Annotated in this window: 24 protein-coding genes; 12 read left to right on the plus strand and 12 right to left on the minus strand. The window is 62.7% G+C overall.

Translation table 11 applies throughout. The annotated features are described in order from the left end of the window. The 3 genes from B8784_RS06330 to aat form a co-directional block, all read left to right on the plus strand. The coding region (locus B8784_RS06330; RefSeq protein WP_407646472.1) for an acetyl-CoA carboxylase biotin carboxyl carrier protein at positions 1–162 on the plus strand (162 nt) is incomplete at its 5' end. Positions 163–172: 10 nt separating this feature from the next. Then, positions 173–1,513 (plus strand): acetyl-CoA carboxylase biotin carboxylase subunit, encoded by a 1,341-nt coding sequence (gene accC / locus B8784_RS06335; protein ID WP_084396758.1) that lies wholly within the window; start codon positions 173–175, stop codon positions 1,511–1,513. Positions 1,514–1,525: 12 nt separating this feature from the next. Further along, a complete protein-coding gene (gene aat / locus B8784_RS06340; RefSeq protein WP_084396759.1) occupies positions 1,526–2,194 on the plus strand; it encodes a leucyl/phenylalanyl-tRNA--protein transferase in 669 nt (222 codons plus the stop codon). On the opposite strand, the gene B8784_RS21870 is transcribed toward aat, so the two are convergent. From B8784_RS21870 to B8784_RS06355, 3 genes are read right to left on the minus strand one after another with little or no spacing between them, the layout of a single operon-like run. After that, entirely contained in the window at positions 2,119–2,808 is a 690-nt protein-coding gene (locus B8784_RS21870; protein WP_233356001.1) for a DUF2155 domain-containing protein, read from the minus strand. The two genes, aat and B8784_RS21870, sit on opposite strands and share 76 nt — an antisense overlap. Next, entirely contained in the window at positions 2,805–3,524 is a 720-nt protein-coding gene (gene mlaD, locus B8784_RS06350; protein ID WP_084396760.1) for an outer membrane lipid asymmetry maintenance protein MlaD, read from the minus strand. The genes B8784_RS21870 and mlaD overlap by 4 nt, the downstream gene beginning before the upstream one ends. Next, complete coding sequence (locus B8784_RS06355) at positions 3,517–3,906, minus strand: NADH:ubiquinone oxidoreductase subunit NDUFA12 (RefSeq protein WP_084396761.1); 390 nt, start codon at positions 3,904–3,906, stop codon at positions 3,517–3,519. The genes mlaD and B8784_RS06355 overlap by 8 nt, the downstream gene beginning before the upstream one ends. 164 nt (positions 3,907–4,070) lie before the next feature. Here B8784_RS06355 and B8784_RS21875 point away from each other — a divergent pair, with 164 nt between their 5' ends. The 3 genes from B8784_RS21875 to B8784_RS06370 all read left to right on the plus strand — a co-directional run bounded on the left by B8784_RS21875 (position 4,071) and on the right by B8784_RS06370 (position 7,750). Beyond that, positions 4,071–6,338 carry a TSCPD domain-containing protein gene (locus B8784_RS21875; protein ID WP_084396762.1) on the plus strand — a complete coding sequence of 756 codons (2,268 nt, stop codon included), beginning with the start codon at positions 4,071–4,073 and terminating at the stop codon, positions 6,336–6,338. A 68-nt stretch (positions 6,339–6,406) separates the two neighbouring features. Then, entirely contained in the window at positions 6,407–6,895 is a 489-nt protein-coding gene (locus B8784_RS06365) for a pentapeptide repeat-containing protein (protein WP_143435333.1), read from the plus strand. Between the two features lie 117 nt (positions 6,896–7,012). After that, positions 7,013–7,750, plus strand: coding sequence for a pentapeptide repeat-containing protein (locus B8784_RS06370; protein WP_158085606.1), 738 nt, complete (start codon positions 7,013–7,015; stop codon positions 7,748–7,750). 62 nt (positions 7,751–7,812) lie between these two features. Here the strand turns inward: B8784_RS06370 and aspS are convergent, their stop codons facing one another. Next, a complete protein-coding gene (gene aspS, locus B8784_RS06375) occupies positions 7,813–9,651 on the minus strand; it encodes an aspartate--tRNA ligase (protein WP_084396764.1) in 1,839 nt (612 codons plus the stop codon). Positions 9,652–9,745: 94 nt separating this feature from the next. On the opposite strand from aspS, the gene rnd reads away from it, so the two are divergent. Then, positions 9,746–10,918, plus strand: a complete 1,173-nt coding sequence (gene rnd, locus B8784_RS06380) for a ribonuclease D (protein WP_084396765.1) — start codon at positions 9,746–9,748, stop codon at positions 10,916–10,918. On the opposite strand, the gene B8784_RS06385 is transcribed toward rnd, so the two are convergent. From B8784_RS06385 to B8784_RS06400, 4 genes are read right to left on the minus strand one after another with little or no spacing between them, the layout of a single operon-like run. Next, complete coding sequence (locus B8784_RS06385; RefSeq protein WP_158085607.1) at positions 10,915–12,414, minus strand: Ppx/GppA phosphatase family protein; 1,500 nt, start codon at positions 12,412–12,414, stop codon at positions 10,915–10,917. The genes rnd and B8784_RS06385 overlap by 4 nt on opposite strands. Before the next feature lie 12 nt (positions 12,415–12,426). Beyond that, positions 12,427–14,646, minus strand: a complete 2,220-nt coding sequence (locus B8784_RS06390; protein WP_084396767.1) for an RNA degradosome polyphosphate kinase — start codon at positions 14,644–14,646, stop codon at positions 12,427–12,429. After that, positions 14,646–15,365, minus strand: a complete 720-nt coding sequence (locus tag B8784_RS06395; protein WP_143435334.1) for an HdaA/DnaA family protein — start codon at positions 15,363–15,365, stop codon at positions 14,646–14,648. The genes B8784_RS06390 and B8784_RS06395 overlap by 1 nt, the downstream gene beginning before the upstream one ends. Then, positions 15,362–16,480, minus strand: coding sequence for a hypothetical protein (locus tag B8784_RS06400; protein ID WP_143435335.1), 1,119 nt, complete (start codon positions 16,478–16,480; stop codon positions 15,362–15,364). Before B8784_RS06400 ends, B8784_RS06395 begins: the two co-directional genes overlap by 4 nt. A gap of 87 nt (positions 16,481–16,567) precedes the next feature. Here B8784_RS06400 and purM point away from each other — a divergent pair, with 87 nt between their 5' ends. Both purM and purN read left to right on the plus strand, forming a co-directional pair. Beyond that, on the plus strand, positions 16,568–17,593 hold the full coding sequence (gene purM / locus B8784_RS06405; protein WP_084396770.1) for a phosphoribosylformylglycinamidine cyclo-ligase: 1,026 nt from the start codon (positions 16,568–16,570) through the stop codon (positions 17,591–17,593). After that, the gene (purN, locus tag B8784_RS06410; RefSeq protein ID WP_084396771.1) at positions 17,590–18,183 is read left to right on the plus strand and encodes a phosphoribosylglycinamide formyltransferase; all 594 of its coding nucleotides are present in this window, start codon (positions 17,590–17,592) and stop codon (positions 18,181–18,183) included. Before purM ends, purN begins: the two co-directional genes overlap by 4 nt. A gap of 40 nt (positions 18,184–18,223) precedes the next feature. On the opposite strand, the gene ndk is transcribed toward purN, so the two are convergent. Next, positions 18,224–18,646 carry a nucleoside-diphosphate kinase gene (gene ndk, locus B8784_RS06415; protein WP_084396772.1) on the minus strand — a complete coding sequence of 141 codons (423 nt, stop codon included), beginning with the start codon at positions 18,644–18,646 and terminating at the stop codon, positions 18,224–18,226. A 150-nt stretch (positions 18,647–18,796) separates the two neighbouring features. Here ndk and B8784_RS06420 point away from each other — a divergent pair, with 150 nt between their 5' ends. Next, entirely contained in the window at positions 18,797–18,988 is a 192-nt protein-coding gene (locus B8784_RS06420) for a hypothetical protein (protein WP_084396773.1), read from the plus strand. Here the strand turns inward: B8784_RS06420 and B8784_RS06425 are convergent. The 3 genes from B8784_RS06425 to B8784_RS06435 are packed head-to-tail and all read right to left on the minus strand — an operon-like array spanning position 18,985 to position 21,358. After that, complete coding sequence (locus B8784_RS06425) at positions 18,985–19,407, minus strand: GNAT family N-acetyltransferase (protein WP_158085608.1); 423 nt, start codon at positions 19,405–19,407, stop codon at positions 18,985–18,987. The two genes, B8784_RS06420 and B8784_RS06425, sit on opposite strands and share 4 nt — an antisense overlap. Positions 19,408–19,411: 4 nt before the next feature. Beyond that, positions 19,412–19,888 (minus strand): DNA polymerase III subunit chi, encoded by a 477-nt coding sequence (locus tag B8784_RS06430; protein ID WP_084396775.1) that lies wholly within the window; start codon positions 19,886–19,888, stop codon positions 19,412–19,414. A gap of 3 nt (positions 19,889–19,891) precedes the next feature. Next, positions 19,892–21,358, minus strand: coding sequence for a leucyl aminopeptidase (locus tag B8784_RS06435; protein ID WP_084396776.1), 1,467 nt, complete (start codon positions 21,356–21,358; stop codon positions 19,892–19,894). A gap of 98 nt (positions 21,359–21,456) precedes the next feature. Here B8784_RS06435 and B8784_RS06440 point away from each other — a divergent pair, with 98 nt between their 5' ends. Then, positions 21,457–22,566 carry an LptF/LptG family permease gene (locus tag B8784_RS06440; protein ID WP_084396777.1) on the plus strand — a complete coding sequence of 370 codons (1,110 nt, stop codon included), beginning with the start codon at positions 21,457–21,459 and terminating at the stop codon, positions 22,564–22,566. Next, complete coding sequence (locus B8784_RS06445) at positions 22,563–23,684, plus strand: LptF/LptG family permease (RefSeq protein WP_233356002.1); 1,122 nt, start codon at positions 22,563–22,565, stop codon at positions 23,682–23,684. The genes B8784_RS06440 and B8784_RS06445 overlap by 4 nt, the downstream gene beginning before the upstream one ends. Positions 23,685–23,725: the final 41 nt, after the last annotated feature.

The raw sequence follows: 23,725 nt of genomic DNA on the forward strand, positions 1-23,725 counted from the left end.
GCCGTCGGCGACAAGGTGAAGAAGGGCGATACGCTGATGCTGGTCGAAGCCATGAAGACCTTCAACCCGGTCGAGGCCACGGCCGCCGGCACCGTGAAGGAAATCATCGTGGAAGATGCCCAGCCCGTCGAGTTTGGCGAACCGCTGATCGTCATCGAGTGAGGTCGGTCGTATGATTGAGAAAGTCCTGATCGCCAATCGCGGCGAAATTGCCCTGCGCATCCACCGCGCCTGCAAGGAAATGGGCATCTCGACCGTCGTCGTGCACTCCGAAGCCGACCGCGATGCCATGGCTGTGCGTCTGGCCGACGAAAGCGTCTGCATCGGCCCGGCCCCGTCTTCGGAGAGCTATCTGAAGAAGTCCCGCATCCTGGCGGCCGCCGAGATCACCAATGCCGATGCCATCCATCCCGGCTATGGCTTCCTGTCGGAGAATGCACAATTCGCCGAAATGGTCGAAGCCCACGACATCAAGTTCATCGGCCCCAAGGCCGAGCATATCCGTACCATGGGCGACAAGATCGCGGCCAAGAAGGCCATGATCGATGCCGGCGTGCCCTGCGTGCCGGGCTCCGATGGCGGCGTGACCAGCACCAGCGAAGCTAAGAAGATCGCCAAGAAGATCGGCTATCCCGTCCTGGTAAAAGCTGCTTCAGGCGGCGGCGGCCGCGGCATGAAGGTCGCCAAGACGGAGAAGGAACTCGAGAACGCAATTCGTACCGCCAAGACAGAAGCCAAGGCGGCTTTTGGCGATGATGCGGTCTATCTCGAGAAATACCTTACCACGCCACGTCACATTGAAATTCAGGTGATTGCCGACAGCCATGGCAATGTCGCCCATCTCTGGGAGCGCGACTGCTCGCTGCAGCGCCGCCACCAGAAGGTGTTCGAGGAAGCCCCCTCCCCGGCCCTCAACCAGGCCCAGCGCGAGGAGATTGGCACGATCGTCGCCAAGGCGGTCGCCAAGCTCGGCTATCTCGGCGCGGGTACGATGGAGTTCCTGTACGAAGACGGGAACTTCTACTTCATCGAAATGAACACCCGCCTGCAGGTCGAACACCCGGTTACAGAGATGATCACGGGCATTGATCTTGTGCGTGAACAAATCCGCATAGCCGACGGAAAGAAACTCTCTTTCAGCCAGGAAGATGTCATGCTGGTCGGGCATGCGATCGAGTGCCGGATCAATGCCGAACACCCGGAAACCTTCATGCCGTCTCCCGGCACAATCACCGAGTTTCACGCCCCGGGTGGCCCGGATGTGCGCCTCGACAGCGCGGCTTATGCCGGATACCGCATCCCGCCGCACTATGACAGCCTGATCGGCAAGCTCATAGTGCATGGGCGCACGCGCAATGAATGCGTCATGCGCCTGCGCCGTGCGCTCGACGAGATGGTGATCGGGGGTATCGAGACCACGCTGCCCCTGCACCAGCGCCTTGTGGATGAAAAGGACGTCGTCGACGGCTCCTATGACATCCACTGGCTGGAGCGTTTCCTCAGCAAGGAGTAGGCTGGTCCGGCCATGTCCGACCGCTTCGATACAGAGAGACTACTCGACTGCTACCGGCAGGGCGTGTTTCCCATGGCGGATTCGCGCGACGACATGAATCTGTTCCTCATCTCACCCGAGATGCGGGGCATCCTGCCCCTGGACCATTTTCACATCCCCCGACGCCTGAAACGCACGGTCAAGCAGCAGCCCTTCAATGTCACGGTCGATCTGGCCTTCAACCGCGTCCTGGAAGCCTGTGCGGAAGAAACTCCGGAGCGGCCGACCACCTGGATCAACCCGACCATCCTGAACCTGTATGGCGCACTGCATCATCAGGGCTACGCCCATTCCATCGAATGCTGGAACGAAGACGGCTGGCTGGTCGGCGGCGTCTATGGCGTGGCGCTCGGCGGGGCCTTTTTCGGGGAAAGCATGTTCTCGCGAGAGACAGACGCCTCAAAGGTTGCGCTGGTGCATCTCGTCGCCCGCCTGATCCATGGCGGCTTCACCCTGCTCGACGCACAGTTTCACAATCCGCACCTCGAACAGTTCGGCCTGGAAGAGCTTCCGAAGAAGGAATTCATGAAACGGCTGGATGCCGCCCTAGCCGTGAAGGCGGACTTTTATTCCGCCGGCTCAGCCGGGGTCGATTCCTTGACCGGCGTACGCTCGGTGCACCTGATCACCCAGACGTCGTAGACCGGATGCTCAAGCGCGTTGAGGCCCGGTGAGGACGCAAACATCCAGCCGGAAAAGAGCAGCTCTTCGTCCTTTTCGTCGGCTTCTTTCTCTTCTTCATCGCGGCTGGCCAGCGCCTTGGCATCCACGCCGGAACCTTCCACGCCCTCGACGTCACTCGCCAGGCGCGGAACCGTCATCGACTGCATGCGCACCGCCTCCGCGGTCTCGATCTGCAGGAAGGCCGCGCTTTCCGGCGGCTCTTCAGGCGGACTCTGGAAGCACACCTCCAGATCGATCTTCAGGGAGCCGTAAACGACCGGCTCACCGACCTCGATCTCGAAATCGGTCGACCGGCCCGTAATCTTGTCGAGGGCGCGCAGCGTTGCTGTCTTTTCCTCAGACATGGACCCGTGACGGCCGGGCGTCTTGTTTTCGCCTGAGCTTGAAAACGACCCCAGGCCGAAATCATCGGCCGCATCGCCCTCATCCGTGCCGTCCTGCGACGGCGTTGACGTATCCGGGGCATCCTGCTCTGCCGGTGCAGGGGCGGGATCATCCTGGAATTGCGCCATGGCGCACGGGCTCACCAGAGCAAGGGCCGCCGATGCGCACAATAATTTGGCAAGTGTCACTGATCGTCTCCCGGAGCAGCCGTATCTGGATAAGGCTCTCCGAATGAAGTCGATGAATCGGTCGATTCTGTGTCGCTTTCCGCACCGTCTGCAGGGGCACTGTCATTGCCGGACGCGGGGGCCTCGGTCTCTGTGCCGGAGTTCGCTGCAGGCTCGCTTGCAGCCGAGGCGCCGCCGGCACTTCCGCTGGAGGCTGCGCTGCTGCCCGAACTGCTGTCGCCGGAGCCGTCACCGCCGCCATTGGCGAAGGAGGCAAACAGGGTCAGCAGGTCGACGCTGCCCTGCGTGTACATGATCTCACCACAGCCCGTCTCGCCGAACAGCTCCTCGCCTTCCGGGCAAGGCTCGATCGTGCCAAAGCCGGCGGCCGGTTCGAGGTTGATGTAGTTGCCACCAAGCAGCCCCTCGGTCTGGATCCGGGCACTCGTGCCGTCATCGAGCGGCATCAGGTCTTTTGAGATCGCCATGGTGACCAGCGCTTCGGCGCGTTCGACATCAAGGCTGATATTACGCACCGTGCCGATTTTCACGCCTGCCAGGCGCACATCTGTGCCGCGCTCGATTCCGCTGACGCTGTTAAAGCGCGCGCCGATCTCGACACTGTCAGAGGGGGATGTGCCCGCTTCTCCGCCACGCGCCAGCGCAAACCAGAGGAAAACGCCGGCAACGCCCAGAACGACCGCGCCGACCAGGGTCTCGAAAATTGATTCACGCATCGGGGGTCCATGCCTCGTAATCGGAGTCTGACTTCTGCCGCTGGCCGGATTCCTTCAAGGACCCGTCCGGGCGATAGGCGAACAGCGTCCCCGTCATGTTCGGCTTGTGATCGGCTTCCCAGTCACGCCGGTTGAGCGGTGCTTCCGTCGGCGGCTTGTCGAGGGTGTGGTGCAGCCAGCCATACCAGTCGGCCGGCACCTTGGACGGTTCGGCCAGGCCCCTGTAGATCACATAGCGGCGATGGCGGTGTTCCACCGACTCCTTGCGATCCTCATAATACTTGTTTCCATACTCATCCGTCCCGACGAGCTTGCTGCGGCGGGTAATGTCGAACAAACCGCCGAGTGTGACGCCGTTCCACCAGGTGAAGAGCTTGAGCATATTCGAATCCTGATCTTCCTGTGAGCTGGAATATGGGGCATGCCTTGCCGCGAATCCAGTTAGGCTAGGGCTCACAATATCTCAAGCGTACCGTCAAGCTTTCGCCTCATCTTGTCGCGGTCGGCACAGCGGGTACGCAAGCCATCAAAACCGGGAGAGCAGCCATGCCCCGCACACAGAAAAGCGATGCCCTTCTGACAGCGGCGATCGAAGCAGGCCATATCAGCCCCGTCGTGCGGCTCGACCGGCTGGTCTCCCTGCCTGCCGCCATTTCGCACGCATCGGACGAGGCGCTGCAGCAGGCCATCAACGAGCGCGAGAACCTCGAACTGGCCAAGCGCACAACGCTCGGCCTGGCCGATCTGGTCGAACAGCTTGGCCCCGCACCCAAGAATGCCGAACTGGCCGAAGCGATCCTGTCCGGCCTGCCTGTGCCGCTGGTCGAAGCGGGCCTGCAGGACCCGGAAGGCTTTTCCGGGCTGGAGCGCCGGCTGCGCCAGAATGCGATGGCTGAAAGCCCCGCCCGGCCTGTGGCGGTGCCGCCCTCCGCTTTCGAGGCCGAAGCCGCTCTCGTCTCCGACGCCCGCCATACCGGTATTCCCGTGTGGGTCGGGGAGAGCCCGGCCTTCGCCCCGAATGCGCAAGCGATTGCTGTCGATCTGTCGAGCTTTGTAAGCGAGGACGGCTTCGACACCGACCTGCTCGCCAAGACCATCGGGGCGGCGGCCGCCACGCTGGACGAAGGCGAGACGCTGACTGTGCTCGCTCACGGCCTCATGGCCGGAGCCCTGTCCCTGGCTGCACAGGGCGAACCCAGTCTCGCCAAACGGGCCGCTGCGCTGCTCGCCTGCCTGTCGGCGATCTCCAGTGGCGAAGCCCTTACCAAGACCGATGCCGCACGCCTTGGCCTTGCGACCGAGACCGACCTTTCCCCCAACGGACCGTTCCACATCCTGATCGCTCCGCTGAACGCACATGCCGATCATGACTTCCTGCCCGCCAGTGACGGCCTCTCAGGCAAATGCACCATGACGCTCACCGATGAGGACGGCGCCCTGTCGCTGTCGCCCGCCGCCAGGCTGATGCTTGCCGGCACACCGGACGTGCTTGCCAGCATGGAAGACGGGCTGGCGTCGGTCTGCGATCTCGACCGCCTGCCGGCCATCAACACAGAGACCCTGCGCCTGCGCGGCTTCTCCGATGAAGCGATCGCGCGCGTCAGCAATGCGATTCGTGAAGGCCTGCCGCTCAGTGCCGCCTTTTCGCGCTGGGTGATCGGCGATGATGTTATTGGCGGTAATCTGAAGCTGTCCCCCGATGCCTTCGACACGAACGGCCATGCCCTGCTGAACGCGATCGGTTTTGGCCGGGATGCCATTGAAAGCGCGGAAGCCGCCCTGGCCGGCGCGGGCGAAGCGGCTGTGCGCGCCCATCTCGAACAGGAAGGCTTTGCCCTGCCCGACGATGCGAGCTTCGTGCTGGAAACCGCCCGGCTTGCCCGCAAGCACGTGTCCGGCGCCATCGTCGTGGACGGCAGCGACTGGGCCACCGACATGGCCAGCACCGCCGCCGAAGCCGGCCTGTCTGTCCTGCTCAGCGCCGCGCCGGACGGTCAGAGCGCAGAGACGAGTGACCGGATGGGCGCCATTCTTACCCTTGTCGAGGACATGGCCGAAGAGGTCTCCCAGGAAGAAGCGGCCACGGCGCCGTGGCCCGTGCAGCAGGGCGCCCAGCGCACCCGCCTGCCGGACCGGCGCAAGGGCTATATCCAGAAAGCCACCGTCGGCGGCCACAAGGTCTACCTGCACACGGGCGAATTCGATGACGGTGCGCTCGGCGAGATCTTCATCGACATGCACAAGGAAGGCGCGGCTTTCCGCTCGCTGATGAACAATTTCGCCATCGCCGTTTCGCTTGGCCTGCAATATGGCGTACCACTGGACGAATATGTCGATGCTTTCGTCTTCACCCGGTTCGAACCGGCCGGCGAAGTCACTGGAAATGACCGCATCACCAAGGCGACGTCCATTCTCGACTACCTCTTCCGTGAACTCGCCATCTCCTATCTCGCCCGCGAGGACCTCGCCGAGATCGGAGAGGATGTCAGCCATGACGGTCTCGGCCGCGGGCTTCAGGATGGCACGCGCCAGAGCCCTCAGCCGCTGCCGGAAGAGGCTGTCCAGTTCATCTCGCGCGGCTTCTCCCGGGGCCAGCTGCCGGACAATATCGTCATTCTCGACCGCAAACGCGCCGAACGCGAGGAAGCCGGAGCGGAATCAGATGAGACAGCGGCAGAAACAGACGACCCGGATTATCTGCCCCAGCCCTGCCCCAGCTGTTCCAGCTTCACCCTGATGAAGCTGCCGGAGGAAGACACCGTCCACTGCGAGACCTGCGGCGAAGAAACCGCACCGGAGAGCCTGTTCAACTAGGGCGCATTGGCAAGCCGATTGCGACGCCGGGAGCTGAGCCTCGCTCAGTGCACACAAGGTGTCCCATTATGAAACACGTCGTCATTGCTCTCGCCCTGATCACTGCCAGCCTCCCGGCAACCGCGCAGGATGCAACCGAGATTGCCCGCGTCCAGGGCGGCCAGTCCTGCCCCGGCTGCAATCTGTTCCAGGCCGAACTGGCCTATCGTGATCTCAAGGGCATCGATGTCTCCGGCGCCCGGCTGCGCCAGTCTGACATGCAGCTGTCGACCTTCGACGACTGGAACCTGTCCAACACCAATCTCTCCATTGCGAACATGTTCGGTGTCCGCTTCAACCGGTCGGATTTCACCGGCGCCAACCTTCAGCGGGCCACCATGGTCGGGGGTTATTTCGGCCGCTCGAGCTTCAAGAACGCCGATCTGACAGATGCCAACCTGTCTGGTGCCGACCTGTCGCTGGCCCGCGACCTGACTCAGGCCCAACTCGACACAGCTTGCGGCGATGAAGAGACCCGCCTGCCAAAAGGCCTGACGATTGCTCACTGCGCAGGCTAACCCTGCCCCGTGGTGCAGCGTTTTGGCAACACCTGTGACAAGACTGCAGTTATTACCGGGATTTCAGTTCTAGCGAGGCGGTGAGCGCCATACATTGGGCCCATGCTTGATAGAAGCTTGAAAAGACTTTTCGCAGCCTCAGCGCTGCTGGCTTGCCTCCCGGCGGGCCACGCCATGGCCCAGGACGGCTCTACCCGTGTCGCATGGGCGCCCTCTTATGGCGGCTCCTGCGAAGGATGCGACATGCGCGGGCGCAACATGTCCGGCTGGGATGTCTCCAGCGCCAATTATCCGCGTGTCAATCTGTCCGGCGCCCTGCTGCGCGGGACACGTGCACTTGAGGTCGATTTCTCCAACATCAAAGCCCGGCAGACCGACTTCCGTCAGGCTGTGCTCGATGGATCGAAATTCCCCGATGCCCAGATGCCTGACGCGCGCTTCGACAAGGCGAGCCTTCTGAACACCGACCTGTCGCGTACCATCATGACCGGCGCAAAGCTGCATGGCGCACGGCTCAACGGTGCCACACTGCGCCAGGCAGACCTGTCACAGGCCAGGGCCCGCGGAGCTGACTTTTCCGGGGCCAACGCCTCCGGCGTCATCTTTGACGGCGCGGATCTGACCCGGGCGCAATTCAACAATGCGGTCGTCAGCGGGGCTTCGTTCCGCCAGGCGGATCTCGATGACGCCAACTTCTCGCATGTCCGCCTGATGGCGGTAGACTTCACGCAGGCCGAAGGGCTGGAAACAGCCATTTTTGATGGCGCCTGCAAGGACACACTCACCATCCTACCGGAAAGCGTGACGGTCGAGAGCTGCACGCCGGAAGGCTCGCTGCTGTCCAAGCTGCAATAGGCTTTCCGCCGGCATCACCAGACCGAAATCAAAAGGGCGCCTCGTGAGGCGTCCTTTTCGTATCAGCTGTCTTTCTTGACCTGTGGCGCGAGCCTGATGTGCAGCTCCCGAAGCTGTTTCTCGTCGACCGGCGAAGGCGCGCCCATCATGAGGTCGCGGGCCTGCTGGTTCATCGGGAAGAGCGTCACATCACGCAGATTGTCGACTTCCGCCAGCAGCATGACGATCCGGTCAACGCCCGGCGCGATGCCACCGTGCGGCGGGGCGCCATAGCGGAAGGCGTTCAGCATACCGCCAAACTCCTCTTCCACGACATCCGCGCCATAGCCGGCGAGATCGAAGGCTTTCAGCATGATGTCCGGACGGTGGTTCCGGATTGCGCCGGAGGACAGCTCCACGCCATTGCAGACGATGTCGTACTGGAAGGCCTTGAGATCGAGCTGCTTTTCGACCGTATCGGCCTGCTCCAGCGCCTCGAGACCGCCTTGCGGCATCGAGAACGGGTTGTGGGAGAAGTCGATCTTCTTGTTGTCTTCGTCCCACTCATACATCGGGAAGTCGACAATCCAGCAGAAGCGGAACACGCCCTGCTGGATCAGCTCGAGCTCTTCGCCGACCTTGGTGCGGGCCGCACCCGCCAGCTTGTAAGCGTCGTCATACTTGCCGGCGGAGAAGAAGATGCCGTCACCGGCCCCGAGGCCGAGATGGTCGAGGAAGGCCTTGAGGTGATCGGGGTCGAAATTCTTCAGCACAGGGTCCTGGCTGTCGACACCGCCGCCATCGGCCTCTTTCAGGCGCGCATAGCCAAGGCCGGGCGCCTGCATCTCTTTCTTCGCCCACTTGTCGAGATCGTCGAAGAATTTACGCGACTTCTCAGCCGCCGCTTTCGGCGCCGGAATGGCGATGACCTTGCCGCCCCCGCCGATGATCTTGGCGAAGATGGAAAAGCCGGTCTTGCTGTCATCGGCAAAGAACTCGGTCACATCGGCCAGTTCGATCGGATTGCGAAGGTCCGGCTTGTCGGAGCCGTACTTCGCCATGGCTTCGGCATACGGGATTTGCGGGAACGGGCCTTCGGGCATGGTGCGGCCCTTACCCTGCCAGTCGCAAAATTCCTCGAAGACGCCGCGCATGACCGGTTCAATCGCCTGGAAGACATCTTCCTGGGTAACGAAGCTCATCTCGATATCGAGTTGGTAGAACTCGCCCGGCGAGCGGTCGGCGCGCGCATCCTCGTCACGGAAACACGGTGCGATCTGGAAGTAGCGGTCGAAGCCAGACATCATCAGCAGCTGCTTGAACTGCTGCGGCGCCTGCGGCAGCGCATAGAACTCGCCCGGGTGCAGACGGGACGGGACCAGGAAGTCCCGCGCGCCTTCCGGCGAAGAGGCCGTCAGGATCGGCGTCTGATATTCGGTGAAGCCCTGGGCGACCATACGCTGGCGAAGCGAGGTGATGACATCGCTGCGCAGCTTCATATTGGCGTGCAGCGTCTCACGGCGCAGGTCGAGATAGCGGTGCTTCAGGCGGATGTCTTCCGGATAGTCCGGCTCCCCGAAGACTGGCAGCGGCAGCTCCTCGGCCCGGGCCTGGACCTCGACCGCGCTCACCACAACCTCGATCTCGCCGGTGGAGAGATTCGGATTGATCAGTGATTCTTCGCGGGCGACGACCTTGCCCTCAATCGTGAGCACGCTTTCGGCGCGCAGATACTCGACCGTTTCAAAGCCCGGCGCACCGGGATTGAAGACGCACTGCGTCAGGCCATAATGGTCGCGCAGGTCGATGAACATCACACCGCCATGGTCGCGCCGGCGGTGCAGCCAGCCGGACAGCTTTACAGTTTCACCAACTTGAGACTTCGTAAGTTCGCCGCAAGTATGCGAGCGGTATGCATGCATTCTCTCGCTCCGAGGATTTGTTTTTGTGGGGCTGGCCAGCTTTCGTGTAGCAGCCCCTCGCCTTTGTTCTGCGGATGCGATACGCGTGCGCGCCATGACTGACAAGATACTGAAGCCGATTACTGCGCAGGAAGAACTGCAAAAGTTCTGCGCATCGCTCGCTGAGAGCGATTTTGTGTGTGTCGATACCGAATTCCATCGCGAAACGACGTTCTGGCCGGAACTCTGTCTGATCCAGGCATCCGCGCCCGGCACGGAAGGCCTGATAGACCCAATGGTCAAAGGGCTGGATTTGACGCCTTTCCTCGACCTGATGGCCGACCCGTCGCGCGTGAAGGTTTTTCACGCCGCGCGCCAGGACATGGAAATCTTCAATCGGCTTATCGGTGCGCCACCGGCTCCGGTCTTCGATACGCAGATCGCGGCCATGGCGCTCGGGCTCGGCGATTCGATCTCCTACGACAATCTCATCCAGCGCGTCCTGCGCCGGCATATCGACAAGTCCAGCCAGTTCACCGACTGGAAGCGCCGCCCGCTCTCGGACCGGCAGCTGAAATACGCGCTCGGGGACGTCACCCATCTGCGCGATGCCTATATCCAGATGCGCGATGAGCTGGACAAGCTTGATCGCACCAACTGGGTCAAAAGCGAAATGGCCGACATTTCAGACCCGGCCGTCTATGACACCGATCCGAAGAATGCCTGGCAGCGGCTAAAATTCCGCAAGACCCACAAGGATTATCTCGCCGTCTTCGCGGCTGTCGCGGAGTGGCGCGAGCGCCAGGCCCAGACCATCGACCGCCCGCGCCGGCGCATCCTCAAGGATGAGGCCATCCAGGAAATCGCCGACCAGAAACCGAAGAGCGAAGACCAGTTCGACCGCCTGCGCGCGGTGCCGAACGGCTTCATCCGCTCGCGCAATGCCGATGGCCTGGTCGAGACCGTCGAGGCCGCGCTTGCCGATCCCGACGCCTATGCGCCGAAACTGCCCAAGCGCCAGCACAACCCGCAAACGCCCGCGGGTGCCCCGGAAATGCTGAAAGTGCTGCTCAAGGCGGTCAGCGACGATATCAATGTCGTACCGCGCCTGATCGCGAACGCGGCCGATATCGAGCGCATCGCCCGGGGCGAGACCTCCAACGACATTCCGGCCCTGAGCGGGTGGCGTCACGATGTCTTCGGCCAGAAGGCCCGCGCCCTGCTGACCGGCAAGCTGGCGCTCTCCTTTGAGGATGGCCAGGTGCGTCTGTTCGAACCGAAAGGCTAGAGCCCGGCCTTCTCCTCGACGGAGATCTGTGCGTCGAGATCCATGAAAGTGGCGAGCTGGTTGAACCGCTTCTCGACAGTGGACGAGATCATGTCCTCGCAGCCTTCACGCACCTCCAGAACCAGCTTCGACTTGGTCGTGCGCAGCCGGATCTGCTGCAGGAGCAGCGAAGACCGGCCGGAATAGATCGCGCCGAGCCGCATGGCGGCCCCCATGATCCGGGCCAGCTGTTCGTCCGACTCCCGCCCGATCCGCGTAAAATCGCGCGGGCGCCTGAACTTGTGGGTATAGCGCGCCCCGATCGTGTGCGCGAGCAGTGCCCGATCCTCATGGGTCAGACAGCCAACCGGTGCACGCAGGACAAGGTAATACGCCATGTCGGCGCGGTGATCGGGATGGAAGCGCGCGCCGCAATCGGCCATCAGGCAGGCGGCCCGGAAGATCCGCTCACGGGTGACCGACCTTGGCAGGATCGGCTTGATGAAGCGGTAGAGCGTCTCGCCGAAATCATGCTGGAACCGGTCCAGCCGAAGATAGGCCACGATGCCGTCAATCAGCGGGTCGCCTGCCGGTGCGTCCATGGATCGGAAAAGCGTCTTGCCGCGCTGGTCGAACAGCACGCCGTCGCGCAGGCCATTGGCGGAAATCACGATTTCCTTGAAGCCGCCCATGTCGAACACTTCGTCCAGCACCAGCGCCGCATGGGTGATGGTGTCATAGCGCCGCCCGACGATGGAAGAGACGAGTGAGGCCTTTTCCTTGTCGCGCTGCGTCGACAGGATGTCCCGGGTGACATGGCGGATCGCCTGCCCGTTCATGCGGTAGCCATGCAAGATACCTAGCGGATAGGCCGTCAGCTCCATCTGCACACTCGCGAGCGCGCGCCAGGAGCCGCCCACGGCATAAAGCCGCCGCGCCCCGGTCTTGAGCAACGCGGACTCCTTCAGCACCTTGCGGATCGCTTTGCGCCGGTCGGCCGGTTTGGCATTGTCCGGCAGCGGCAGCGAAAACGGCCCGAGCGGATGGGTCTCGCCGAGTCCCTCCTGCCCCGCCGGCGTGATGCGATGAAACTCCAAGCTGGAGCCGCCAAGATCACCGACAATCCCGTCCGGCTGATCGAAGCCGACCCGTACGCCAAGCGCCGAGAGGCGGCCTTCATCGGAACCTGAGAGGATCTGCAGCTGGGCGCCGAGTTCGGTCGCGGCCTGGCGGGCAAAGTCCGGCCCGTCCTCGGCATCGCGCACAGCCGCCGTGGCCACGGCAATCACCTGCTCCACACCCAGCCCGCTGAGAATGGCCCGGTAGCGCCGCAACGCGCCGAGAGCCTGTTTCACACCCTCCGGCGAGAGACGGCCCGTCTCCGGCAGCCCCCGGCCCAGCCCGGCCAGCACTTTCTCATTGAAATAGGGAAGCGCCGCCGAGCCCGTCACTTCATAGATGACCAGCCGCACAGAGTTGGACCCGATGTCGACGACCGCCGACTTCTGGGGCAACATCGCCGGCCGCATCTAGCTTTTGCTCCGCTTTTTCGGGGCAAGCCGCGGTGGAATGCTGACGACCAGCGCATTGCCGCGTCCCGAGAGGCTCGGGTTTTCCATGAAATAGCGGTGCGCGCTGAAGCCCTCGCCGCGCTCCGGCGGGCGCAGTCTGTGGAAGTCGCCGTCGCCATCCATTTCCCAGCTCTGCTCGTCATCGTTCAGATTCGCAATCATGATCTGGTTGAGCACCTGCCTGTGAACCGTCGGGTTCTCGATCGGGACGAGCGCCTCGACCCGGCGCTTGAGGTTGCGCTGCATCCAGTCGGCAGAGGAAATGAAAACCTTTGCTTTGGGCGATGGCAGGGTTTCGCCATTGGCGAAGCAGACAATGCGCGAATGTTCGAGAAAGCGCCCGATCAGGCTTTTGACCTGGATGTTCTCAGACAATCCCTCCACGCCGGGACGCAGGCAGCAGATACCGCGCACGATGAGCACGATCGGCACACCGGCCTGGCTCGCCTTGTAGAGCGCATCGATCACATCACCATCGACCAGCGAGTTCATCTTCGCCCAGATCCCGCAGGGCTGACCGGCCTTGGCAGCTTCGGCTTCCTTGCCGATCAGTTCGACCAGCGTCTTTTCCAGCGTCCGCGGCGACATCGCGATCTTCTCAAAATCCGGAGAAATTTCAGGCGGTTCGCGATAGGCCGTGATGTAGTTGAACAGCTTGTTGGCATCGCGCCCGAGCGCCGGGTCGGCGGTAAACAGCGAAAGGTCGGTATAGATGCGCGCGGTGACCGGGTGGTAATTGCCGGTCCCGAAATGGGCATAGCTCTGCAGGCGCTCGCCCTCACGGCGGACCACGAGCGAAACCTTGGCGTGGGTCTTGTAGTCGATGAAGCCATAGACGACCTGCACACCGGCCCGCTCAAGATCGCGGGCGAGACGCAGATTGGTCTCTTCATCGAAACGGGCCTTGATCTCAACAAGCGCGGTGACGTTCTTGCCCATCTCGGCGGCTTCCATCAGCGCAGAGACTATCGGGGAATTCGGTGTTGTGCGGTAGAGCGTCTGCTTGATCGCGATGACATTCGGATCGATCGCGGCCTGCCGGATGAACTGCACCACCACGTCAAAGGCCTCATAGGGGTGGTGAACGATGAAGTCCTTCGCCCGGATCGCGGCGAAACAGTCCCCGCCCATTTCGCGGATGCGCTCGGGATAGCGCGGTTCATAGGGCTTGAACTGCAGGTCGGCCCGGTCCTCCACGATCAGCTCCGACAGGCTCTTCATGCCAAGCAGGCCATGCAGCACCATGATGTCGCGGTCTTCCGCGCCGATCTCGCGGGTAATGAAGTCCTGCAGCGCGTCCGGAGCATCGCCGTCGATGTGGATGCGCACGATCCGGCCGCGCCGACGCTGCTTCAGCAGGATCTCGAACTCGTGGATGAGATCCTCGGCCTCTTCCTCGATCTCGATATCGCTGTCGCGCACGATCCGGAACACGCAATGGCCCGAAGAGCTGAAACCCGGAAACAGCATGTCCATGAACTGCGCGATCACACTCTCCAGACGGACAAAGCGCGTCGCTTTCTTGTTGCCCTTTGCCGGCAGGCGGATGAAGCGCGGGGAGAAGGCCGGCATCGGCACCAGCCCCACCATGGCTTCGCCACCGGCGCGGTCCGGCACAAGCTGGAAGGCGACGGCAAAGCCGAGATTGGTAATGAACGGAAAGGGATGCGCCGGGTCGACAGCCTGCGGGGTCAGGATCGGGAAGACGTTCGCCTCGAAATGCTCTCGCAGCCATTTGATGTCGGCCTTGGAAAGCTCCGCCATGCGCAGCACGTCCATCTTCTGCTCGCCGAGCAGGGTCCGGAGTTCTTTCCAGCAGGCCTGCTGGGAATCCATCAGGCTGGCCGACTGCTTCTCGATGGCTTCGACCTGCTCGCCCGGTGTCATGCCTTCCTGGCTGACCCGTGTAACGCCAGCGCGCAACTGCTCGCGCAGGCCGGCATAGCGGACCATGAAGAATTCATCGAGATTGCTCGCCGAGATCGACAGGAAGCGGAGCCGTTCCAGGAGGGGGTGCGAAACATTGTGCGCCTCTTCCAGCACCCGTTCATTAAAGCGCAACCAGGACAGCTCCCGATTGAGGAACCGCTCCGGCGTTTTCATGAGATCGCTGGCCGTAACCGATGCGACCGCTTCGGTGCTTTTACCGGCCTTTGCCGCAGAGCCTGCAGACGCCATCAGTCTTCCCCGTCCTCAAAGAGCGCACGTGTGCCACCTTGCGCATCCATCACATCCCGCGCCAGCGGAACCGTGATCTCCCGGCCATCAGCCATTTCATGCAGGTTTTCAACAAAAGTCTCAATCGCAGGATAGTTCCGTTCAATGCGCGTCAGGACATAGGCTTCGACATCGTCCGGCAGTTTCAGGTAGCGCCGCTTCATCGCCGCGCGCAGTCGGATCTTCACCATCTCGTCGTCCGGGGGCCCAAGTTCGACCAGCGTCATCGACTTGAGCCGGGACTCCAGATCGCGCAGGCGCACCCGCCACCGTGCCGGAGAGACATGCCCTGTCACGAGAACCGATCCGCCAGCACGCGCCGAGAGATTGATGATGGAGAGCAGATTGTCCTCATTCTTCACCGCCTCCCCAAGATCGATGGCGACAGGCCGCGCAGCCAAGGCCTCGATCTTCTTGTGGCTCAGCCGGTCGAATGCTTTCGCCTCGATCAGCTCGCCATCGGCATGCGCCACCCAGGCCTTTGCTGCTGTGGTCAATCCGGATTTCGGGGCCCCGACAACGGCCAGGGACGGGGTGCGCCAGTCCGGCCACCGTTTGAGCACGGCGATGGCGGTGCGGTTGGCGGCCGTCACAGGGAGCTGGTCGAGCGTTAGGGTCGCTTCGGGAAAGGCTAAGGGCAGCTGACGGCTTCTTTGAGGCTTTTCGTCGTGTCCACTCACTGGTCGCTCAGATCGCTCAACTCTTCGGTATTATCGAGATCTCTCTGCATCTTCATCATGGCCGGCTCTTTGGGAAGGGTCTCGAAATTCGCCTGTGTGGAGCGCATGATCCAGCCTGTTTCGTTCTCTTCCAGCGCAATGCCGCGCTCTCTCAGATTGCTGGCCAGACGCTCGGCCTCACCAGCATAGACGAATTTCACCACGGCGCCCTTCCGCGAAAGCCCCTCAATGGCGAAATCCGACACCAGCGGTGAGCGCGACAGCGCTGTGCGCATGGAATTCCACTCCGACAATGACGTGAACAGGACCGAAGAGCGCGCCGGGGTGCGCTTGTCGCTACGGATGACCGATTGCTGTTTCCAGACATGATCCATGGTCTGCGCGGCGGCCTCGACCGCCTCTTCCAGCGTGGCGACGGAGCCGGTCGAGCCAAGCTGGGTTTCCCCGGCCGGCGTCACGGACATGAGGTCGACCCGGAAGGCACCGGGCGAACCGCGCAGCACGGCCTTGATGCCGCGCCGGGCGCCAGCGGCCTGAACATCGCTCTGCAGCTCGGCCCAGCCCGATTCAGGCGTTGCCATCGGGCTCAGCGATGTCTCGAACGACGCGAGCCGGCCTTGCGACTGTTCCGGCCAGACATCGGCCCAGACCGAGGGGGCGAACCGGTCGGAGACCGGAAAGAGAACCGCTTTCGGGGCCGGCTGGTCGACATAGGGGATCGCACGGTCCTCAAAAAACTGGCGCATCATCGACGGGTTATAGACGATGGCGAGCTTGCCGACATACCGGCCCCCGCCGCGGGTCTCTTCCTCGACATCGACGGCTGCTGCCAGACGGTTGGCCAGGGACGGGTCGATCGAGCCGCTCATCAGCTTGCCCTGCCGGTCCTCTGGCAGCGTCAGCCGGTTAATCAGCTCATAGGCGCCCTTGATTCGCGCCGAGGCAAAGGCCTGCTGCTGGGCGGCGATGACCGTATCGGCGGTCTCTTCCACCTCGATGCCGCGCACCGTGTAGATATCGCGCGTCTGCGCCTGGGCCAGTCCGGCAGTGCCGATGACCAGGGCAGCAAGAGCAAACACGAAACGAATCATCGGCATGGCCTTTCTCGACTTCAAGCCCTGCTGTCCTAGCAGGCCTCATTCACATCTGAAACCGCCAGACTGACTGGCTTCAACAGGAACCTCATGCTACGCGCTTTTTCCATGAGTTCCAAAGATCAAACGCCCCTTTCATACAAGGATGCCGGTGTCGATATTGAGGCAGGCGAGCGCCTTGTTGATGCCATATCTCCGCTGGCCAAGGCGACGACTCGCGCTGGTGTCATGGGCGGGCTCGGCGGCTTCGGCGCCCTGTTCGACCTGAAGAAGGAAGGCTGGAAGGATCCGGTCCTGGTGTCCGGCACCGATGGAGTCGGCACGAAGCTGATGCTCGCCTTCGAAACAGGCATCCACAATACGGTCGGCATCGACCTTGTGGCCATGTGCGCCAATGACGTGCTCGCTCAGGGGGCCGAACCGCTCTTCTTTCTCGACTATTTCGCCTGCGGCAAGCTCGAGGGCGGCATTGCCGAAGGCGTCATTGCCGGCATCGCCGAAGGCTGCAAACAGGCCGGTTGTGCGCTGGTCGGCGGGGAAACCGCCGAGATGCCGGGCATGTATCCGCCCGGCCATTATGATCTCGCCGGGTTTGTCGTCGGCGCTGTCGAGCGCGACCGCATCCTGCCGCGCATGGACGAGATGGCTGCCGGCGACGTGCTGATCGGCATCGCCTCGTCCGGGCCGCACTCGAACGGCTATTCACTGATCCGCCGCATCGTCGAACGCTCAGGCCTTGCCTGGGACGCCGCCTCGCCCTTCTCCAACACCACGCTCGGCGAAGCCCTGCTGCAACCGACCCGGCTTTATTCCACGGCGGCCCTGCCGCTTATCCGCAAGGGCGCGGTGAAAGGCCTGGCTCACATCACCGGCGGCGGGCTGACCGAGAACGTCCCGCGCATGCTGCCGGACGGCCTCACCCCCCGCTTCGACCGGGCTGCCTGGCCGGTGCCGGAAGTGTTCCGCTGGCTGCAGGCTGAAGGCCATGTCGCCGAGGACGAGATGCACCGCACCTTCAATATGGGCATCGGCCTCGTCTTTGCGGCCGCGCCCGATCAGGTGGACGGTGTCATTGAAGCCCTTCGCGCAACAGGCGAATCCCCGGTCATCATCGGAGACATCGTTCCGGAATGAGCCGGCTGCGCCTTGCCATCCTGATTTCCGGACGCGGCACGAATATGGAGCGTCTGCTGCAGGCCGCCGCGGATGAGACCTATCCGGCGCGCGCCTGCCTCGTCCTGTCGAACAGGGCTAATGCGGCCGGTCTGGACACTGCCCGCGCCTATGGCGTCGAGGCACTCGCCATTCCTCACAAGGATTTCGAGGACCGCGAAAGATTCGAGCACGCCATGGACGCGGCTCTGCGTGAGCATGGCATCGAAATTCTCGCGCTGGCCGGATTCATGCGCGTGCTGACGCCCTGGTTCGTGCGCCAGTGGGAAGGCCGGATGATCAATATCCATCCGTCCCTCTTGCCGAAATATCCAGGACTCGACACCCACAAGCGCGCCATCGAAGCCGGCGACGCCGAAGCCGGCTGCTCGGTCCACTGGGTCAGTGAAAGCGTCGATGCCGGTGATGTGATCGCGCAGGCGCGGGTCCCTGTGAAAGCGGGTGACACGCCGGAGGAGCTGGCTGACCGCGTGCTCGTCGAGGAGCATGTCCTCTATCCCCACGCCCTCGCCCAGGCCTGTGAGCAGATACAGAAAAAGCCCTCATCCTGAGGATGAGGGCTTCCTGAAGTCTGTTGAAACCGTGTGGCGCTTAGCCGACAATCTCGGCTTCAGAGAAGAACTGTCGGATTTCCAGATCGGCATTCTCTTCGCTGTCGGAACCGTGGACGGAGTTCTCACCGATCGACTTCGCATAGAGCTTGCGGATCGTGCCTTCGGCGGCCTCTTCCGGGTTCGTGGCGCCCATGACGTCGCGATGCGCCTTCACGGCATTCTCGCCTTCCAGAACCTGCACGACGACCGGGCCGGAGGTCATGAATTCAACCAGTTCGCCGAAGAAGGGGCGTTCCTTGTGGACTGCGTAGAAACGCTCGGCCTGTTCCTGGGTCATCTTGATGCGGCGCTGGCCGATGATGCGCAGGCCGGCCTTCTCGATGACGGCATTGATCGCGCCGGTCAGATTGCGCGCGGTCGCGTCCGGCTTGATGATCGAAAAGGTGCGTTGGGTCGCCATGAAAGGCTCCTTTGAAAACTTTTGTGGAAACTCTCGCGCGGCCTATAGCGGGGCTTTGGGGTCGGAGCAACCGCTGCTGACACGCCGCCGCACCTGGCTTACACTGCTGGCATCCGCCCTATGGGCGAAACCGTGAGAGGGCATGGCGCCATGCTTGGACTTGTCAGACTGATGTTCGCCTTCTCACTCCTGATCGGGGGCGTCTATGGCCTGATCTGGCTGTGGACCGGCACCCTGCCCGAACATGGGCTGAAAGTGCTGGCGACCATCGGCATCATCACCGTCTTGTCTCTGGCTGTCATGGCCCTGTCGAAGCCCGTGGGCGGACGGGGAGAAGGCTAACCAGCCCCCAAGATCCTGATCATGCCCGGACCGAAGGAAGAATTCGGGCGCGATATGAACCCGAATGATTTATAGAAATCTTGATGGCCCTTGGCGGCCATTAATCCAAGTGTCGCCCCTTCAGGATAAATGCCTTCCAGTTGCGCGAGGAGCGCATGCATCATGGCGCGGCCGATGCCCTGACCCCGCCAGCGTGGATGCACAATCACATCCTGAACATATCCATAAATCGCACCATCCCCGACAGCGCGCGCAAAGCCGACAAGTGTGTCATCGCAATAAGCGCAAACAGATGCCACGCCCGCTTCCAGCGCAGCTTGTGCTGTCGCGTGAGAGACTTTGCCCCAGCCTTCGTCAGCTCTCCACGCACAATAAAGATCTATGGGCGGGAGTTCATTCGAGATTTGAAACGCCGGCAATGACCTATCCCTTGCCCGCTTCCTTCCAGCCGCCCTGCTCGGTCTGCTGGAAATAGCGTGTCGTGAGCCCCGCATCGGAGGCGGCCTTGTACAGGCTCCGCGCCTTGTTGCGCACCGGCGCATCGCCATCGTCGAACATCACCATGCAACGCTCATAAGGCGCATCGACGGGCACCTCCGCGCCATCCATCAGAAGCGCCACAGCCGCCGCATTCAGATTGTTGCCGGTCTCCGCGATGAGGACGGGCTGGCGCGCCGGATCGAGCCCGGCAGCTTCGGCCTGGCCGTGCGGCAGGAAGCTTTGGTCGTCATAGGTCCAGAGCGCGGCATCGAGCGCGCCGCGCCGACGGACATCGGGGCTGACTGCGAGCACGCGCCAGCCCCGCTCCAGGCATTTCTCGAGCAAAGGACCGGCTGCCTGTTCAAGCGTCGTGCGCTTGAGGTGATAGAACCACCATTCAGGCTTGCCGGTCTCGCTCAAGGTCTAGCCCTCGTAATTGTCCGCAATCCAGCGGTCGAGCAGGCGCGGGCCGAAGCCGGACGCCCAGCTCGGATCGAGCGGGGATTTCTCGCCATCGACCCAGGCCACGCCCGCAATGTCGATATGGGCCCATTTCTGCCCCTCATTGACGAAGCGCTTGAGGAATTGCGCCGCCGTGATGGAGCCGGCTGCCCGGCCGCCAATATTGCGCATATCGGCAAATTTCGATTTGAGCAGCGAGTCGTATTCAGACCCGAGCGGCAGGCGCCAGACACGCTCGCCCTCGGTCAGGCCAGCCTTGGTCAGCCCGTCTGCCACACCGTCATCATTGGTGAACAGGCCGGCATGGTGATGGCCGAGCGAGATGACGATGGCGCCCGTCAGCGTCGCGAGGTCGACAATCGACTGCGGCTTGAAATGCTGCTGCGCATACCAGAGCACATCGGCCAGGACGAGACGGCCCTCGGCATCGGTGTTCTGGACCTCGATGGTCTGGCCAGACGCCGACGTGAGGATGTCACTCGGCTTGATCGCATTGCCGTCCGGCATGTTCTCGACCAGCCCGACCAGGCCAACGACATTCGCCTTCGCCTTGCGCTTGGCGAGCGAAAGCATGGCGCCCGTCACGGCCGCCGCGCCGCCCATATCGCCGCGCATGTCTTCCATGCCCGGTCCGGGTTTGATCGAAATGCCGCCGGCATCGAAGCAGACGCCCTTGCCGCACAGTGCGACCGGCGCGTCGCCATCCTTGCCGCCCATCCATTTCATGATGGCCAGACGGGATTCGCGCCGCGAGCCCTGGCCGACGCCGAGCAGCGCACCCATGCCGAGCTTTTCCATGTCGTCTTCGTCGAGAATCTCGACTTCCAGGCCGAACTCTTCCAGCTCCTTGATGCGCTTGGCGAAGGTCTCCGGATAGAGAACGTTCGGCGGCAGGTTCATCAGGTCACGGGCGAGTTTCGTGCCTTCGGTTGCGGCTTCATAGTGGCCCCAGTCGGCCTTGGCCGCATCGGCTTCAGACGTCACCAGCGTGAGCGCCTCGAGGCTCGGCTTCTGGTCGTCCTTCAGCTTGGTGAAGAACTGGTCGAACCGGTAGGAAGCCAGCTCGGCCCCGATCGCGGCACGGTTGGCAAAGGCCGCATCGTCGACATGCAGCGCCATCGTCTTGAAGCCGCTGCCGCCCTGCTGCTTGAACAGAAGCGCACCGATTTTCTCCTGGGCGCGGGCATCGCGCTCATTGAGTTTGCCGCCGCCGATCAGGACGGCCCGGCGCGACGGGGCCGACTTGGGCAGGACCACGGTTTCCTGCTGGCCATGCTTGCCGGTAAAGCGATCCTGCGAGAGCGCTTCGCTCAGAAGCCCGCCCGTTGCTTCGTCCAGAGCCTTGGCCGCTGGCGGCAGTCCGCCATCTTCATCAACAACAAAGGCAGCGATTTCTGCGTCTGCCTGTTCAGCGAATGTGATTTTCATGAATAAACTCCGTTTGTTGCCGAAACTAAGCATCGACGCGCGCCAATCAACTCGCTAGGCACGGGCGCACAGCAAAAAACTGCACGCACCGCTCAACGATGAATCGAATCCAGAGCTATCTCTTCAGACAGGTCTTCCGCTCTGTCATCGTCATTGTTGGCGGGCTCACGCTCCTTGCCATTCTGGCGCAGGGGCTGTCACAGACCGACCTGATTGTCGAGAACCGTCAGTCAGCGCTCGTTTTCTTCTATGTTGTCGCCCTCGGGGCGCCGCAAGTGATCGCGCTGCTAACCCCGCTCGCCATTTTCGTGGCGACAGTCTGGTCTATGAACAAGCTGCACCGCGAGAACGAGATCGTCGTCGCCGGGGCCTCCGGTATGACGCGCTGGGATATCGCCTCCCCGATCATTCGGCTTGCGGTTCTCGCCGCCATCGCTCATCTCGCGGTGAATCTCTGGGTCCAGCCGACCGCCCAACGCACCCTGCGCGAAACCGTCCGGGAAGCGCGCGCCGACCTCGCCACTTCGCTCGTCCGCCCCGGCCAGTTCACCCAGGCCGGCGAGAACCTCACCGTCTATGCCCGCGAATCACGCGGCGGGGACCTGATCGGGGTGATGATTTCCGACAACCGGGCCGAAGCGCGGGACTATATCGCCCAGCGCGGACGGTTTGTCGAAGTCGATGGCGTGCCCAGCATCGTGATGTGGGAAGGCCAGATCCACCAGATCGATTCGAATGGCGCGCTCAGCATCCTCGACTTCGACCAGTCGACCTTCGACCTCTCACCCTTCATCGAGGATACCGATGCCGTCGTGCTTAAGGCCTCGGACCGATACCTTCACGAACTCGTCTGGATCGACACGACCAATTACCAGGAATTGCAGGACCGGAAGAAGTTCCTGGCCGAAGCCCATACGCGCCTGACGACACCGCTGGTCAGCATTGCCATGGCGCTCATCGCCATCATGGCCGTGCTGGGCGGGGACTTTAACCGGCGCGGCTATTCACGCCGGATCGCCTATGCGACGGGCGGCGCGCTCGGCCTCATCATGGTGCAGTTGACGGTGCAGTCGATCAGCGCCGACACCGTCGCGGCAAATGCCGGCCAGTGGCTGGTCCCGATCGGGACGATCCTCATCATCTCCACCATCTTCTTCAACTGGGGTGTTGCGCCGGCGCCTCGCCGGGCGGCGGGGGCCACGACATGATCGGGCTCAACCGCATCCAGCGCTACATCCTGCTGCAATGCGTGCTCGGCCTGGCGATGGTCATGGCGATCTTCATCGTCACGATCCTGCTCGTCGATGTGGTCGAACAGCTGCGCACCGTTGGCGGCGATGTGGAGCTCTCGCCGGTCACCGCCGTCAGCCTGTCCCTGATGAAGCTGCCGGGCCTGGCCGAGCAGACCCTCCCATTCGCCATCCTCGTCGCAGCCATGATTGCCTATAGCCGGCTCAATGCCCGCTCGGAGCTTTCCGTGATCCGGGCCTCCGGCCTGTCGGCCTGGCAATTCCTCACCCCGGTTACCGTGATGTGCGTCGTGGTCGGCCTGTTCGCGATGATGGTGCTGAATCCACTCGGTGCGCGTCTCTCAGACCGTTTCGAGTCTCTGCGTAACGATCTCCTCATTGCCGGCGGTGTGCGCGTCGACTCCAGCGAGAGCGATGTCTGGATGCGCCAGGGCGACGGCAATACGCAGATCGTCATCCATGCCGAAAGCGTCGATGAGACCGGCCAGGTCTTCAGGGGTGTGAAGATGCTCGAGCAGGGCCGTGTCTATCAGGGCGGCCGTCCGACCGACCGGTTCGAATTCGTGCGCCGTATCGATGCCGAGAAAGCCCGCATTATCGAGGGGTTCTGGCAAATGGAAAGCCTGATCGAGAACATTCCCGGCTCGCCACCCCAGCAGATGGACAGCCTGGCCATCCCGACCGATCTCGATCCGGATACGCTGCTCGACCGGTTCACATCGCCGAACACAATCGGCTTCTGGTCGCTGCCGGCCTTTATTAAGCAAACGCGTGAAGCCGGCCTCGACTCTTCGCGCTTTGCCGTGCGCCTCTATAGCCTGACGGCGATCCCCGTCTTTTATACCGCGATGGGCCTGATCGGGGCGATCGTCTGCCTGCGCCTGTCGCGTCTGGGCGGCACAAGTCGCCTGATTGCAGCCGGAGGGCTGGCTGCCACAGGCGTCTTTTTCATCATGCAGTTCTCTGCGAGCCTTGGCGCGTCCGGCGCCCTCCCCCCGATCATCGCGGCCTGGTCACCGGCTCTGTTTGCCCTCTTCGCAAGCCTGGCCGTTCTGTCCTACCGCGAGGACGGCTGACACCCGAACACATCCATGCCGGGTTGACAGCTCACCCCGCG

Origin of the sequence: Henriciella aquimarina, from assembly GCF_002088975.1 — a bacterium.
GTDB lineage: Bacteria > Pseudomonadota > Alphaproteobacteria > Caulobacterales > Hyphomonadaceae > Henriciella > Henriciella aquimarina.

Coding starts and splice junctions, on each gene's coding strand:
- rnd (WP_084396765.1), top strand. CDS start 9,746: ATGACTGACAAGATACTGAAGCCGATTACTGCGCAGGAAGAACTGCAA.
- B8784_RS06355 (WP_084396761.1), bottom strand. CDS start 3,906: ATGCTCAAGCTCTTCACCTGGTGGAACGGCGTCACACTCGGCGGTTTG.
- B8784_RS06420 (WP_084396773.1), top strand. CDS start 18,797: ATGCTTGGACTTGTCAGACTGATGTTCGCCTTCTCACTCCTGATCGGG.
- B8784_RS06390 (WP_084396767.1), bottom strand. CDS start 14,646: ATGGCGTCTGCAGGCTCTGCGGCAAAGGCCGGTAAAAGCACCGAAGCG.
- purN (WP_084396771.1), top strand. CDS start 17,590: ATGAGCCGGCTGCGCCTTGCCATCCTGATTTCCGGACGCGGCACGAAT.
- B8784_RS06435 (WP_084396776.1), bottom strand. CDS start 21,358: ATGAAAATCACATTCGCTGAACAGGCAGACGCAGAAATCGCTGCCTTT.
- B8784_RS06445 (WP_233356002.1), top strand. CDS start 22,563: ATGATCGGGCTCAACCGCATCCAGCGCTACATCCTGCTGCAATGCGTG.
- accC (WP_084396758.1), top strand. CDS start 173: ATGATTGAGAAAGTCCTGATCGCCAATCGCGGCGAAATTGCCCTGCGC.
- B8784_RS06440 (WP_084396777.1), top strand. CDS start 21,457: ATGAATCGAATCCAGAGCTATCTCTTCAGACAGGTCTTCCGCTCTGTC.
- aspS (WP_084396764.1), bottom strand. CDS start 9,651: ATGCATGCATACCGCTCGCATACTTGCGGCGAACTTACGAAGTCTCAA.
- B8784_RS06365 (WP_143435333.1), top strand. CDS start 6,407: ATGAAACACGTCGTCATTGCTCTCGCCCTGATCACTGCCAGCCTCCCG.
- B8784_RS21875 (WP_084396762.1), top strand. CDS start 4,071: ATGCCCCGCACACAGAAAAGCGATGCCCTTCTGACAGCGGCGATCGAA.
- B8784_RS06385 (WP_158085607.1), bottom strand. CDS start 12,414: ATGTTGCCCCAGAAGTCGGCGGTCGTCGACATCGGGTCCAACTCTGTG.
- purM (WP_084396770.1), top strand. CDS start 16,568: ATGAGTTCCAAAGATCAAACGCCCCTTTCATACAAGGATGCCGGTGTC.
- ndk (WP_084396772.1), bottom strand. CDS start 18,646: ATGGCGACCCAACGCACCTTTTCGATCATCAAGCCGGACGCGACCGCG.
- aat (WP_084396759.1), top strand. CDS start 1,526: ATGTCCGACCGCTTCGATACAGAGAGACTACTCGACTGCTACCGGCAG.
- mlaD (WP_084396760.1), bottom strand. CDS start 3,524: ATGCGTGAATCAATTTTCGAGACCCTGGTCGGCGCGGTCGTTCTGGGC.